This is a genomic window from Ruminococcus sp. 210702-SL.1.03, from assembly GCF_020559915.1.
In the GTDB taxonomy this organism is placed as follows: domain Bacteria; phylum Bacillota; class Clostridia; order Oscillospirales; family Ruminococcaceae; genus YE71.
Map to the genome: position 1 here is coordinate 107246 of NZ_JAJCLZ010000002.1, position 14180 is coordinate 121425.

Sequence of the window (14180 nt, forward strand, 5' to 3'; positions counted from 1 at the left end):
CCGCTATGAGCGATAACAAAAATATCCATGATATGACAGAAGAAGATATAATCGACTCGGTAAAAAACGTTGATATAAAGATACGCGATTACCGCGCGGACGATGATTTCGAGCAGATGCTTGCTCAGCTCAACAGCCGTAATAAGCCGAAAGAGCCAGCTCCCGCAAAGTCTGAAACTAAGCCGGCTAAGCCCGCCGAGTCTACTGAACCTGCTCAGACGGCTCAGCCTGCTGCCTCTGCCGGCGCGGACAAGCCTGTTCAGCATAAACAGCCGCCGAAGAAACGTCCTGCGGGTCAGAAGCCTGCGGGCAAGAAGCGCCCTGCGGGTCAAGCAGGTCAGACAGGTCGGTCGGGTCAGAAAAAGCCCGCGCCTGCCAACGCCAACGTTAAGAAGCCCGCGAACGGTGCAGATCCTGCTAAGTCAGCGCCGCCAAAGCAGGCTAAAAAGCCCGAAAAGCAGCCTGCGAAAGCTCCCGAAAAAGAGCCTGAGCAGCCGCTTATCCCAAATCTGGAAGAGATATGGAAGAACCCCAACCTTGCAGATGGCGGCAGAGTAGCCATGAATATCAAGACCGACCTGCGCAAGGAGATAAAGATAACCATTCCGAAAGAGCTTGCCGAGAAGCCGAAGCAGAAGCCCGCGCCCGTGAAGTCAGATAAGTCGGAAAAGGCTGTAAACGCTGACAAGAGCGCAGACAGTGCGAAGTCGGGCAAGGCTGAAAAGCCCGCCGCCGCGGAGAACGTGCCCGCCGCTTCGTCAGAGCTTGCCGCGCAGCTCAAAGCCGCTAAGATGGCTAAGTCTGCGCAGTCGGCAAAATCTGCGCAGTCGGCAAAATCTGCGCAGTCAGCCGGATCTGCACCGAAAAAAGCGGCTGAAAAAGCCGTGCCTGCAATGGCCGCCGCCACCCTGCCTATGGACGCGGGCATCAGCGGCAGATCGGCTAAATCTGAAAGATCATCAAAATCTGGCATAAAGCGCAAAGCTCCCGCGCAGACCGCGCCCGTGACCATGACCAAACAGGAGATAGCGCACAAGCAGTTTGCGATCGTGAACGTAATTGTCTGCTTTGCGATATTCTTCGGGCTGGGATTTTTTCTGCTGGTATGCCAGCGCGAGAGCGGCTTTATCCAGTCGGAAAACCGCAACCTCGCCGAAAAGCCGAAGCTGACGGTGCAGGCGCTGCTTGACGGCAGCTATTTCACTGATATTTCCAAATGGTACACCGATACCGTGCCGGGAAGAGAGGAGCTAAAGCCTGTATCTTCCAATTTTTCAAAGCTTTTTGGCATTACACTGCACGATGTAAAGATAAAGGGCGACCTCGCGCCCGCTGTAAAGGAAGAGCTTGACGAGGCGCAGACCAAGAAAACGGAGGAGGTAACGATAAACACCGACTTCTCCAACACGCAGACTACGGCTAAGAAAAAGAAGAAGAAAAAGACCAGCGAAAAGCTGGCTGACGTGCCCGAAAACCTCGACGACGGCGAGTGGATGGGCAACGTAGTAGTATCGGGCAAAGGCAAGAACGTGCGCGCTATGAGCGCATTTTACGGCACTTTCGATATGGGCAAGAAGTATGCCGAAACGATAAACAAGTACCGCGATGACCTTACCGATCAGATAAATATGTACACTATGAATATGCCCACCTCGGCGGCTTACTATATGCCCTCGAACCTCGCTGACCAGTTCACCTCTCAGCACGACTGCATAAAGAACATCGGCAATAATCTGAACGGCATAGTCAACGTAGACGTGTACAGTACCCTCGACGAGCACAAGAGCGAGTACATCTACTCCCGCACCGACCATCACTGGGCACCGCTGGGCGCTTACTACGCCGCTAAGGTCTTCGCCGAAAAGTCGAAGGTAGATTTCCCCGACCTCAAGACCTACGAGGAGTGCAAGATAGAGGATTTCGTCGGCACGATGTACGCTTACAGCGATTATGATGAAGAGCTGGCGAACAACCCCGATACCTTTATCTACTACAAGCCCGACAATAACTACACGGTAACCTATTACGACACCGCTTTCCAAAACGCGCAGACGGGCGCTTCGCTCTTCTTCGACTACGCTTCGGGCGTAAACTGCTATTCGGCGATACTGGGCAGAGATGACGTGATAGCCGAGCTGGATACCGACTGCACCAACGGCAGAACGCTGGTCATTTTCAAAGACAGCTTCGGCAACGCGCTCGTGCCTTTCCTCACCCACAGCTTCTCTAAGATATACGTTTGCGATTTCAGATATTTCGACCTCAACGCGATCGATTTCATCGAAAACGTGGGCGCTACCGACGTGCTTTTCGCGGTATCGATCGCGGCGGCGCATACTGAGTCGCACATAAACGCCATCGGCAACGACCGCATACAGACCGACAGCACCGCGAGCGCCGATACCGACGCGGACGCTAACGGCAATGCCAACGGTCTGCCCGAAGAGTATATCCCCGGCGACGACACGCAGGGCGGCTCTGACGGTGACGACGGCACAGGCAACGGCGATACGAACAACGGCAATGATTACGGCGGTCAGCAGTGGTGACATCTGACAAGTTGCCCATCTGTCCCACTGACAGCCGAATAGACGGGAGATAACAGCTATGCTGAAAGAATTGGAATACCCATTTGACGCGAGCCTTATACTCAAAAAGCGCCGCGCCTTTAAACGTACTCTGCTCGCCGACGGCAGCAGCCGCATACGCAGGAAAATCGCCGTGCTGGGCGGCTCTACCACCGATGACGTAGTTTCCGCGGCGGAACTTTTTCTGCTGAATTTTGGTATAGAGGCGGAGTTTTACCAGTCGGAATACGCTATGTTCTGGGAGGACGGCGTTTTCGGCAACGAGGAGCTTGAAGCTTTCAAGCCCGACCTCATATATATATGCACATCTACCGTGAATTTACAGTTTCGCAGCGACCCCGCGCTCACGAAAGAGCAAGCGGAGGAGATATTCGCGGCGCAGTATTCGCGCTTTGAAACGCTTTGGCAGAAGCTGGAGCGCTTCCATTGCCCGATAATACAGAACAATTTCGAGCAGCCGCCATACGCGCTGATGGGCAGTATGGATAGCTGGGACTACCGCGGACTGGGATACTTTGTAAACCGCATGAATCTCAAACTGGCGGAGTATGCGCAGTCGCACGAGGGATTTTACCTGCTAGACCTCGCCCGCACCGCCGCGGAGTATGGTCTGAACGAGTGGCACGACCGCAGTTATTGGTTTATGTACAAATATATGTGTGCACGGCTGGCTGTTCCAAACATCGGCTACAAGCTCGCGCTCATCGTCAAGAGCATTTACGGCAAAAACCGCAAGATGCTCGCGCTAGACCTCGACAACACGCTTTGGGGCGGCGTAGTCGGCGACGACGGAGTAGAGGGCATAGCCATCGGGCAGGAAACGGGCACGGCGCAGGCGTATTACGAATTACAGCAGTACGTCGGCGACCTAAAAAAGCTCGGCGTGGTGCTCACCGTCTGCTCGAAAAACGAGGAGGAGAACGCCATTGCGGGGCTGGAGCACCCCGAGGGCGCGCTGAAGCCCGCCGATTTTGCCGTGATAAAGGCGAACTGGGAGCCGAAAGACCGCAATCTGCTTGAAACAGTGCAGGGGATAGGCCTGCTGCCCTCGGCGATAGTATTTGCCGACGACAACCCCGCCGAGCGCGAAAAGGTGCGCCGCGGAGTGCCCGAAGCCGCCGTTCCCGAGCTGGACGAGGTGTACCGCTACATTGGCGAGATAAGCGGGGCGGGCTATTTCGAGCCGGTAAGCATCTCGGCGGACGACCTGAAACGCAGCGAGATGTACCGCCAAAACGCTCAGCGCGCGCAGCTGCAAGCGCAGACGGAGGACTACGGCGAATACCTCGCGAGCCTGCAAATGCACGCCGAGATAGCGCCTTTCAAGCCAATGTATATCCAGCGTATAACTCAGCTTACAAATAAAAGCAACCAATTCAACCTCACCACCCGCCGCTACACGCAGAGCGAGATGGAGCAGCTAGCTCAGTCGCCCGAGTGCGTGACGCTTTACGGAAAGCTGGCGGATAAATTCGGCGACAACGGCGTAGTTTCCGTCATCGTCGGCGAGAAGCAGGGCAGCGACCTCAACATCGCGCTTTGGCTGATGAGCTGCCGCGTGCTGAAGCGCGACATGGAGCTTGCTATGCTCGACGAACTGGTGAAAAACGCCGCAAACGCAGGCATTTCGCGGCTCATCGGCAGGTACATACCCTCGGCGAAGAACAAGATGGTGAAGGATCTTTACCCCGAAACGCTCGGCTTTTCGCCAGTCAGCGCCGATGAGAACGGCGTTACCGTGTGGGAATTAAAACTGGATAATTATGTTAATAAAAACAAATATATAGAGGTCAACTGACATAGAAAGGAAGAAAATTATGAGCGAAAAGGAAATTTACAGCAGACTCGAAGAGGTTTTCAGCGATGTTTTTGACGAGGACATCAACCTTACTGCCGCCACCACCGCCGACGACATCGAGGATTGGGACTCCATCGAGCACATCAACCTCATCGGCGCAGTAGAGGACGAATTTGGCATACGCTTCAAAATGGGCGAGGTCAGCGGCATGAAAAACGTGGGCGAGATGGTAAAAATTATAGCTTCACGCGCTAAATAATGCAAAAAAATGCGCTTTGACAGCCAAAAATGCTGAAAAAACACCCCGCGAATTTGTTAAAACAGCCAAAAATAAAAATTTTGGCGCGAAACCTATTGACAACCGCCGAACGATTTTGTATAATATATGTACACTGATAAATTAGTTTACGTAAACAACAAATTCAGATTCGGAAAAATCAATGGTCGAAAATGACCTTGCATAATTTTAGGAACAAAGGAGTTCACCTTTTGCGTACCGCTTTTCGCTGCAACCGCATTTGCAGCGGATAAGGATCACAGCTGCGGCAGGCAAATACTGGTGGGCTCTTTTTATTTTGCGAATTTTGCAGCTTTCTAGCTTTCTATGATTTATAAGCAGTTTGGGAGGAAATACTAATGAATGCAGATATAGGCTTTGTGCTCATTTGCGCGGCGTTCGTTTTCTTTATGACGCCCGGTCTTGCCTGCTTTTACGGCGGACTTGTGCGCAAGAAAAATACGGTAAATACGATGATGACTTCCATTTTTATCATCGGCACGGGAATAGTTATGTGGGTGCTTTTCGGCTACTCTCTCTCATTCGCGCCGACAGATAACGGAATCATCGGCAATTTCAGCTGGCTGGGACTCGAAGGCGTATCACTGGATAAGGGTTACACCGAAGGCGCGGCTATACCAAATATGGTGTTCTGCGCATTTCAGATGATGTTCGCGGTCATCACCCCCGCGCTTATCACGGGCGCGGTAGCGGGCAGAATGAAGTTCAAGTCGCTGTTTACATTCATCGTTCTTTGGAGCATCGTGGTCTACTACCCGCTGGCGCACATGGTCTGGGCGCAGAACGGCGTGCTAGGTCTTGACGGTATCGGCGCGCTGGACTTCGCGGGCGGTGACGTTGTACATATCAGCTCGGGCGTTTCGGCGCTGGTGCTCTGCATACTGCTCGGCAAACGCCGCGACTACGACCACGCAGCTTACAGGATACACAATATCCCGACGGTAATGATCGGCGCATCGCTGCTGATGTTCGGCTGGTTCGGTTTCAACGCCGGCTCGGCGCTCGCTGCTGACGGTCTTGCGGCACACGCTTTCATGACCACCGCCGCTTCCGCCGCCGCCGCGCTGCTCTCTTGGATGTTCTGCGACGTTATCAAAAACGGCAAGCCTACCCTCATAGGCGCTTGCACAGGCATGGTTGCGGGACTTGTAGGCATCACCCCCGGCGCGGGCTTCGTGCCGATATGGGCGGCAGTCGTTATAGGTCTAACCACCAGCCCCGTTTGCTTCATGATGATCTCCTTCGGCAAGAAGAAGTTCGGCTTCGATGACGCGCTCGACGCTTTCAGCTGCCACGGTACGGGCGGCATATGGGGCGGTCTGCTGACGGGCATATTCGCTAAGGCTTCTGTCGGCGGATATGACGGCGCTATCTACGGCGACTGGGCGCAGTTTGGCGCACAGGCAGCGGGTATCGGCATAACGGTAGTAGTTGCAGTAGTCGGCACGTTGATCTGCTACGGCATCACCAACGCGCTGACCGGCAAGATACGCGTAGACGCTAAGGACGAGATGCTTGGTCTGGATATTACTCAGCACGGCGAAGTGGCTTATCCTTCCTTCAACGGTCTGGAATAACGGCATGACGGCATAACGGCATGATATAAGTGAGATTGGGGTGCATAAATATGGCAAATGAAGAAGTTAAACTTATTAAAATAGAGGCGATAGTGCGCGAGGAGGCTTTCCTCGACGTTAAAAACGCGCTTTCGGACATCGACGTAAACGGAATAACGGTCTATCAGGTGGTGGGTTGCGGCGTTCAGCGCGGACTTTCCGAATATGTGCGCGGTCAGAAGGTAGACGTTCAAGTGCTGCCGAAGATCAAGTTTGAGATAGTAGTCAGCTCGGAGGAGTGGGAGCGCAAGACCATCGAGGTCATCAAAAAGGCGGCTTACACCGGCAACCCCGGCGATGGCAAGATCTTCAGCTACGAGATCCGTCAGGCGGTGAAGATACGCACGGGCGAGACCGGCTACGACGCGGTGCAGTCGCCGAAAGAGGAGCGCTAAAGCCCCTCGGATAAATCAAGCTTACGAGTTATGATCTCCATACAAATAGTTACATCAGGTAAAGCGGCAGCTCGAAAGGGCTGCCGCTTTTCCGTCGGAAAATTGCGCAAAAAAAAAACAGCCGATATTCTCGGCTGCTAAAGGATCCCCTTAGAATGTTCCCTCATAATTTCACGCGAAAACTTAGGCGAAGCCGCACCCCTTTGCGCCGCCGGCAAAATTCGCCGTGCCGCAAAAACCAGTATCGCTTGCAGACCAAAGTTTACTACAATATTTAATATAATACTTTAGAAATAAATTGTCAATGAATATGGATAAAATAATTCTGAAAATTTACCATTTAGACAATTCACGACCTGCATTTTATGCAATAGTTACAAAATTGAACAAAAGGCAAGCGAAAACGTTTTCGGAAATGCGGCTTTTTTACGAAAATTTCAGCGGAAAAGCTCGTTTATCGGCGGGGGAGCAGGGGCTTTGTTCTCGGCAGTAAGCCTGCGCTGTACCTCGAGCTGGTTTTGCAGCGCGGGCGGCAGGCTGGAGAAAAAGTTGAAATTGCGCGCCGCGCGTTCTTTATCGTCCATTTGAATACACCTCCCTTTTTCTGCATATTGTGCACGGCTTTGGACGAAAATATTCGCGCCGATTTTTTTGGCAAATGCGCCCGAGTGTCTTGAAATAGTTCGCAAAACGGTTGACTTTTTTTGCGGATGTGTTATAATATCTAATATGAACAAAACAAAGCTGCGGCGGCAGAAAGGACGGAAATTGTAAAGATATGAAAAAAATGCTATTTGTTTATAATCCCCGTTCGGGAAAGGGACTGATACGCAACAATTTATTTGACATAATTAACACATTCACTCAGGGCGGCTACGAGGTAACGGCGTACCCGACTCAGGCGCTGATGGACGGATACAAAAAAATACAGACCTCGGCGCAGGATTACGATATGGTGGTGGTCAGCGGCGGCGACGGCACGCTGAATGAGGCGGTAAAGGCGCTGATGTCGCTGCCCGTGAAGATACCGCTGGGCTACATTCCCTCCGGCTCGACCAACGATTTTGCCTCCTCGATGAGTATTCCGAAAAAGATGACCGACGCCGCGCAGGATATTATGGACGGCGTGTTTTTTGAATACGATGTCGGCAAATTCAACGAGGATTATTTTGTGTATGTGGCGGCGTTTGGAATGTTTACCGATGTTTCCTACGAAACTCCGCAGGAGCGCAAGAATATTTTCGGCCACGCCGCCTACATCGCAGAGGGCCTGAAGCGTCTGCGGACGTACAAGGGCATCGAGCTGACCGTCGAGCACGACGGCATCGAGGAAACGGGCAACTTCCTCATCGGCATAGTTTCAAACTCGACTTCGATCGGCGGCATGAAGTTTCTCATCAGCGACAGCGTTTATTTCGACGACGGTTTGTTTGAGGTGACGCTGGTGCGCAAGCCCACAAACGCCATTATGCTCCAGCAAACGCTCAACGACGCGATAATAAACAGGCTCGACACCAAGAATTTCCTCACGTTCAAGACCTCGAAGGTCACTTTCAAGAGCGCCGAGCCGCTGCCGTGGACACTGGACGGCGAATCGGGCGGCAGCCACAAGCTCGCCGTCATCGAAAACTGCTGCCGTGCCATCAAGCTGGTGATAAAGGCGGACGACAAGACCGACCAGCAGATGCAGATCGACAACATGGCGAAGCAGGAAATGGAAAGCCCCGCGTGGCGCGAGGTGATCTTTGAAGATCAGCGCGGGATAGAGCAGTAACAGATGCTATACGAATTTACAGTATCTGCCGAGCGTGACGGCTGCAAACTGGGCGACCTGCTGCGTGCTGAGGGCTACTCGCGGCGGCTGGTGACCTCGCTCAAGCGCACCGAGGGCGGAATTTTGCGCAACGGCGAATTTGTTCGCACGGTGGATATTTGCCGCGCGGGGGATAGGATAACCCTCACCCGCGCCGACAGCACCGCGCCCGAGCCGAACCCTGCGCTGAAAGTGCGCTTGCTCTACGAAAACGAGCGCTGCGCCGTGTTTGATAAGCCCGCCGGTATGCCCGTGCACGAGTCGATGAAGCACCGCGGCGACTCGCTGGCGAACGCCTTTGCCGCGCGGTACGAGGGGCTGACCTTCCGCTCGGTGAACCGCTTAGACCGCGAAACTTGCGGCTGCGTGATATGCGCAAAGGACGCTCACGCGGCGAAAGTCATGCAGAGAAGCTATGAAAAGCGCTACGTAGGCGTGTGCGAGGGCGTTTTAGAGGGGCAGGGCAGCGTGCGCGCGCCCATCGCCCGCGAGAGGGAGTCGGTGATAACTCGCTGCGTCCGCGCCGATGGCAAGCCCGCCGAAACGCTTTGGCGCGTGATCGAGCGGCGGGGGGACTTCACCTTGCTAGAGTTCACATTGCTGACAGGCAGGACTCACCAGATAAGGGTACACATGGCGCACATCGGTCACCCGCTGGCGGGGGACAGCCTTTACGGCAGCGGCGCTTCGGCAGAGTACCCGCGCTTGGCGCTCTGCTGTAAAGAGATAGCCTTTACATTGCCCGACGGTGAAACAGTCACCTGCCACTCGGGATTTGAAATATGAAAGACCTGTACACGGCTAAATGTACAGGTCTTTTTTTGTCTAAATTCAATTATCCAGCCCGCCGAAACGGCTCTCGCAGCTCTTGATAAGCTGCAAAAACTGCGCCGTCGCGTATTCGTCAGGCTCTAGCGCGGCGCGCTTCACGTCCTTCGCGGTGCGCGCATATGCAGCTATTTTCCGCGGCTCGTCCGCAAGCAGACGTTCCAGCCGTGTGAGGTCGTCGCCGCCCAGCGAAAAGATCCGCTCGCTGTTGTGCGGATTGGCGAGGTAGATGTTCCTCAGAAGCAGGTAACAGCATAGACTGATGTAATTTTCTGCCGATTGTACCAGTTTATCGCTGCCCGAACGCCCCGCAAACTCCAGCAGAGCCGTCAGCGCTTCCGCCGCGCCGCCCTCTTTCAGCTTGGGCAGACCCGTTTCCGCGATGTTTTCGCCGTACACCGCCGACATTTTCAAAGCCATGTCTGCCGAGAGCCGCCGCCTGCCGTTTTCCAGCATCGAGAGCTGCGACTGCGTTATGTCAAGTGCGCCCGCCGCCTGATCCTGAGTCAGCCCGCTGCGCTTTCTAGCGTCGCGAATGGCAGCGCCCAGCAGCGTGCGCTCGGTATTTATGTCAAATTCAGGTTTCATAGTAAATGTTCCCCGTCAGCAAAATCCGCCGCCGTCTACCTTTATCGAAGCGCCGCAGATGTAGTCCCCCTTGCCCGAAACGAGAAAAGCCGCCGCGTTCGCAACGTCCTGCGCCGTACCTGCGCGGCAGCAGGGCACGCTTTCTATCACTTCGCGCTTGTCCTCATCCGTCAGCGACGCGTTCATGGGCGTGTCGATAAAGCCGGGCGATATGCAGTTTACCAGCACGCCGCTCGGCGCGACCTCTTTCGCCAGCGCTTTCGTGAAGCCGATAACGCCCGCTTTCGCCGCCGAGTACGCCGTTTCGCAAGAGCCGCCCTCTTCCCCCCATATCGAGGAGATGTTGACGATGTACCCCCTGCCGCCGCGTATCATGGCGGGCAGCAGCCGCTTTGTAAGCTTCATCGCGCCGGTAAGGTCGGCAGCCATTATGCGGTCAAGCTCGGCGTCGGTCATATCTTGAAACAGCCCGATGTACTCCGCGCCGCCGTTGTTTATAAGTATCTGCGGTTCGCCGAACTGCTCGCGCAGGCTCTCCGCCGCCGCGTCAAGGCTCGCCGTATCGGTAAGGTCGATGTGCAGGGCAAGCGTTTCAGCGCCGTACTCGCGGGCAATTTCCTCCGCGTGCGCTTCCGCCGCCGCCTTGTTTTTCGCATACCCCAGCGTGACCTTGTGACCCATAGCCGCCAGCTCGCGCGCGATGGCGTACCCGATAGCGCCCGAAGCGCCCGTTACCAGCGCCGTCATTCTGTCGCTCATCATTCAGCCGAGATGATGTAGTAGTACACGGGCTGACCGCCGCGCGCCATGTTTATATCCATACCCGAGAATTTTTTCGAGAGCATGGCGTGCAGGTTCTCAGCCGCTTCGTCGGTAACGTCCGCGCCGTAAAGCACCGTGATGAACGAAGTGTCGCCCTTTACCAGCCGCTTCGTCAGCTTGTAAGCGCCCTTGTTTATGTCGCGCTCGGTGAAAGCCAGCTTGCCGTTTTCCATGCAGAGTATCTCGCCCTGCTTTATGGTGTGGCCCTCAAAATCGCTGTCGCGCGCCGCAAATGTCACCTGTCCCGTGGCTACGCGCTCAAGGGCGTTGGTCATCTCAAGACGGTTGGTGCTGAGGTCGGCGTCAGGGTCGAAAGCCATCATAGCGCTCATTCCCTGCGGTATCGAGCGGGTCTGGAGCACGCAGACTTTTCTGTCCGCCAGCTTTACAGCCTGCTCAGCCGCCATTATGATGTTCTTGTTGTTCGGCAGTACGAATACTGTTTCGGCGGGGCAGCTCATTATAGCTTTCAGAATGTCGTCGGTAGAGGGGTTCATCGTCTGTCCGCCGCGCACGATGCAGTCTACGCCGATGTCGGTGAACATCGCCTCTATCCCGCTGCCCGCCGCCACCGCTACGAAGCCGTATTTCTTTTCGGGCTTAGCGGGGGTGAAGTCTGCCGCCGCAGATCTCTTGCGGTTCTCGTGCTGCAATTTCATATTCTCTATCTTAGGCAGATTTATGCAGCCGAATTCCAGACCCTTTTGTATAGCAAGTCCGGGGTCGTTTGTGTGAACGTGCACCTTTATTATCTCGTCGTCCTCTACTACCACTACGCAGTCGCCGATGGTCTCCAGATAAGCGCGCAGCGCGTCGGAAGAGCCGCAGCCGTGCTTTTTGGTGATTATCATTTCAGTGCAGTAGGTGTAGTGTATCTCGCTGTCGTACATTCCTACGGCGTCTTTGAAAGAATCTATCGTGATAGCCGCCGATTTGTCGGCAGGCTCGGCGGGCGCAGCTATCTCGCCGCCCTCGAATACACGCTTCATTTCTTTGAATATTATCAGCAGACCCATTCCGCCCGCGTCAACTACTCCCGCTTTCGCAAGCTGCGGCAGCAGGTTAGGCGTGTTGTCCAGCGATTTTTCCGCCTGAGCGCACATCTCGCTCCATACCATGATAGGGTCGTTGGTAGAAAGCGTGGCCTCGCGCGCTTTTTCCGAAGCTTCGCGCGCTACTGTCAGTATAGTGCCCTCGGTAGGCTTCATTACCGACTTGTAAGCGCCCTTTACGCCAGCTTCCAAGCTTTCGGCTAGCAGTTCGCTGGTAAGTTCGTCGCGGTCTTTCAGCGTTTTCGCAAAGCCGCGGAATATCAGCGAAAGTATTACGCCCGAATTTCCGCGAGCGCCGCGCAGCATACCCGAAGCCGTTTCTGCGGCAGCTTCGCCCACGGTAGCTGTTTCGGGCAGGGCTTTAAGCGCCGCCGCCGCGTTCGATATTGTCATAGACATATTTGTGCCCGTATCGCCGTCGGGTACGGGGAAAACGTTTAGCTGGTCTACTGAGCTTTTCTTATTTGTAAGAACGTTTGCCGCGCTTATCACCGCGCAGCGGAAAACGTTGCCGTTTATAGCGGATCTCAATTATATAGTCCTCCTTAATATCTCACAAGTGCCTTTTAGCCTTTATGAAATAATGTTCTGCGTAAATATCTCTACCGAGCGTACCTTTACCCCCGCCTGCTTTGTGAGCACATAGCCCACCTTGTGCGAAACTGCGTCTGCTACGGCGGGTATGTTCACGTCGTCCGCCGCGGTAACGGTAAGCTTTACGTCAAGCGAATCATCGGCGTTCTGGTATACCGAAACGCTGTGCAGCCCAGCTATGCCGAAGCAGCCCTCAGCCGCCGATGCCGCAAGCTTTACAAGGTATCTCTTTGAAATACTGATGTTTCCCAAGTAGCTGCAAATTTTTATCATGATAAGGTTCGCCTTCCTTTCGGTGTTTAAAAAACAGCATTATACAGGCAATAGCGCACATCTGCCGCCGAAAAGCTGCCGAAGCGCAGTTGCCTATAATATTATACATCAAATCATCGCAAATGTAAAGTGATTTAAGTAAAATTTATCGGTCGGGCAAATTCGTCATGCCGAAAGCCTGCTGCTGCGCGAGGTGAAGTACCGCGCTACGCAGAGCAGCATGGTGATGAGCCATGTAAGCGCCGTGGTCGCCCATACCGAAATGCAGCCGATCTGAAGGACTTTTGCCAGCAGCAGCGAAAAGCCTATCCTGCCCGCTACCTCGCAAAGCCCGTTTATCAGCGCGAAGTTTACGTCGCCGATACCGTTGAGCAGACCGCGGGTGAGGTGTATCATGCCGAGGAAGAAGTAGAAAAGGCAGTTTATCCGCAGACCTTTCGCCGCTATCTCGATAACTGCGCGGCGGCTTACGAAAAAGCCCGCTATGCCCTCTGAGAATATCAGGAAGAGCGCCGTCATCACCAGCGAAAAGCCCAGCACCAGCAGCGTGCAGCGGCGGTAGCAGCGGGATATGCGCTCGTTTTTGCCCGCGCCATAGTTCTGCCCAGTAAAGGTAGCCATAGCCGAGCCGAGCGATGCGTAAGGCTGCTGTATGAGCTGCTCTACGCGCATGGAAGCGGTGTATGCCGCCATTACGTTCTTGCCAAAGCCGTTCGCCGTCTTTTGCAGCGAGATCATTGATACCGAGATCATAGCGTTTTGCAGCGCTATCGGCACGCCGGTTTTCACGCACTTGCCGCATATTGCCCTATCGAGCCGCGTGTGCTCAGCCGAAAAGCGGAAAAAGCGGTTTTTCGCGAAGGCGAATATTATGCTCGCGACCGCCGATACGCCCTGCGATAATACCGTAGCCAGCGCCGCGCCGTTTATGCCCATGCCCAGCGGTATCACGAAAAGCAGGTCGAGCGCTACGTTCAGCACGCTGGATACTACTAAGAATATAAGCGGCGTGCGCGAATCGCCCAGCGAGCGCAGTATAAAAGCTATCCAGTTGTAAGCCGCCACGGCGATAGTTCCCGCGCATGAGATCCTCATGTACCCCGCCGCTTCGTCAAGTATGGAAGCGGGCGTGTTCAGCAGCGTAAGCAGCCACTTCGCCGCCAGTACTGAGATAATGCTTATCGCGACGGCAAATCCGCCGATGACGTAAGCTGAGTTTACAATGGTCTTTTTCACGCGGTCGTCGTCCCCCGCGCCGTAGTGCTGCGCGGTGAGTATGCCCGCACCCGTGCCCAATCCCAGACAGAGGGTGTAGAAAAGGTAGGTTATCGAGCCGGTAGAGCCTACTGCCGCCAGCGCGTCAGAGCCGAGGTATTTGCCGACTATCACCGAATCGACTACGTTGTAGAGCTGCTGAAACAAGTTTCCCGCCAGCATAGGCAGGGTAAACATGACGATGGCGGGCAGCTCGCTGCCAACTGTCAGATTTTTTTCATAAGCTTTCATTTTTTCTTC

General features: G+C 54.4%; 13 protein-coding genes. 7 read left to right on the forward strand and 6 right to left on the reverse strand.

Annotated features, from left to right (window positions below):
- Positions 1 to 5 precede the first annotated feature (5 nt).
- The 5 genes from LI114_RS02020 to LI114_RS02040 all read left to right on the forward strand — a co-directional run bounded on the left by LI114_RS02020 (position 6) and on the right by LI114_RS02040 (position 6695).
- Positions 6 to 2549 carry a DHHW family protein gene (locus tag LI114_RS02020; protein WP_227218933.1) on the forward strand — a complete coding sequence of 848 codons (2544 nt, stop codon included), beginning with the start codon at positions 6 to 8 and terminating at the stop codon, positions 2547 to 2549.
- Between the two features lie 58 nt (positions 2550 to 2607).
- A complete protein-coding gene (locus tag LI114_RS02025) occupies positions 2608 to 4386 on the forward strand; it encodes an HAD-IIIC family phosphatase (RefSeq protein WP_227218935.1) in 1779 nt (592 codons plus the stop codon).
- Between the two features lie 19 nt (positions 4387 to 4405).
- On the forward strand, positions 4406 to 4645 hold the full coding sequence (locus LI114_RS02030; RefSeq protein WP_227218937.1) for an acyl carrier protein: 240 nt from the start codon (positions 4406 to 4408) through the stop codon (positions 4643 to 4645).
- A gap of 377 nt (positions 4646 to 5022) precedes the next feature.
- Positions 5023 to 6261 (forward strand): ammonium transporter, encoded by a 1239-nt coding sequence (locus LI114_RS02035; protein WP_227218939.1) that lies wholly within the window; start codon positions 5023 to 5025, stop codon positions 6259 to 6261.
- Positions 6262 to 6311: 50 nt separating this feature from the next.
- Positions 6312 to 6695 carry a P-II family nitrogen regulator gene (locus LI114_RS02040; protein WP_227218941.1) on the forward strand — a complete coding sequence of 128 codons (384 nt, stop codon included), beginning with the start codon at positions 6312 to 6314 and terminating at the stop codon, positions 6693 to 6695.
- Between the two features lie 437 nt (positions 6696 to 7132).
- On the opposite strand, the gene LI114_RS02045 is transcribed toward LI114_RS02040, so the two are convergent.
- Positions 7133 to 7279: a hypothetical protein gene (locus tag LI114_RS02045; protein WP_227218943.1), complete on the reverse strand. Its 147-nt coding sequence runs from the start codon at positions 7277 to 7279 to the stop codon at positions 7133 to 7135.
- Positions 7280 to 7473: 194 nt separating this feature from the next.
- Here LI114_RS02045 and LI114_RS02050 point away from each other — a divergent pair, with 194 nt between their 5' ends.
- A complete protein-coding gene (locus LI114_RS02050; RefSeq protein WP_227218945.1) occupies positions 7474 to 8469 on the forward strand; it encodes a diacylglycerol/lipid kinase family protein in 996 nt (331 codons plus the stop codon).
- A gap of 3 nt (positions 8470 to 8472) precedes the next feature.
- A complete protein-coding gene (locus LI114_RS02055) occupies positions 8473 to 9294 on the forward strand; it encodes an RluA family pseudouridine synthase (RefSeq protein ID WP_227218947.1) in 822 nt (273 codons plus the stop codon).
- 45 nt (positions 9295 to 9339) lie between these two features.
- Here the strand turns inward: LI114_RS02055 and LI114_RS02060 are convergent, their stop codons facing one another.
- The 5 genes from LI114_RS02060 to LI114_RS02080 form a co-directional block, all read right to left on the reverse strand.
- Positions 9340 to 9924: a helix-turn-helix domain-containing protein gene (locus tag LI114_RS02060; protein WP_227218949.1), complete on the reverse strand. Its 585-nt coding sequence runs from the start codon at positions 9922 to 9924 to the stop codon at positions 9340 to 9342.
- Positions 9925 to 9939: 15 nt separating this feature from the next.
- On the reverse strand, positions 9940 to 10686 hold the full coding sequence (ymfI, locus tag LI114_RS02065) for an elongation factor P 5-aminopentanone reductase (protein WP_227218950.1): 747 nt from the start codon (positions 10684 to 10686) through the stop codon (positions 9940 to 9942).
- Positions 10683 to 12329: a DAK2 domain-containing protein gene (locus LI114_RS02070; RefSeq protein WP_227218952.1), complete on the reverse strand. Its 1647-nt coding sequence runs from the start codon at positions 12327 to 12329 to the stop codon at positions 10683 to 10685. The genes ymfI and LI114_RS02070 overlap by 4 nt, the downstream gene beginning before the upstream one ends.
- Positions 12330 to 12371: 42 nt before the next feature.
- Positions 12372 to 12665 carry an Asp23/Gls24 family envelope stress response protein gene (locus LI114_RS02075; protein ID WP_022126811.1) on the reverse strand — a complete coding sequence of 98 codons (294 nt, stop codon included), beginning with the start codon at positions 12663 to 12665 and terminating at the stop codon, positions 12372 to 12374.
- 165 nt (positions 12666 to 12830) lie between these two features.
- Positions 12831 to 14171: an MATE family efflux transporter gene (locus tag LI114_RS02080; RefSeq protein ID WP_227218955.1), complete on the reverse strand. Its 1341-nt coding sequence runs from the start codon at positions 14169 to 14171 to the stop codon at positions 12831 to 12833.
- Positions 14172 to 14180: the final 9 nt, after the last annotated feature.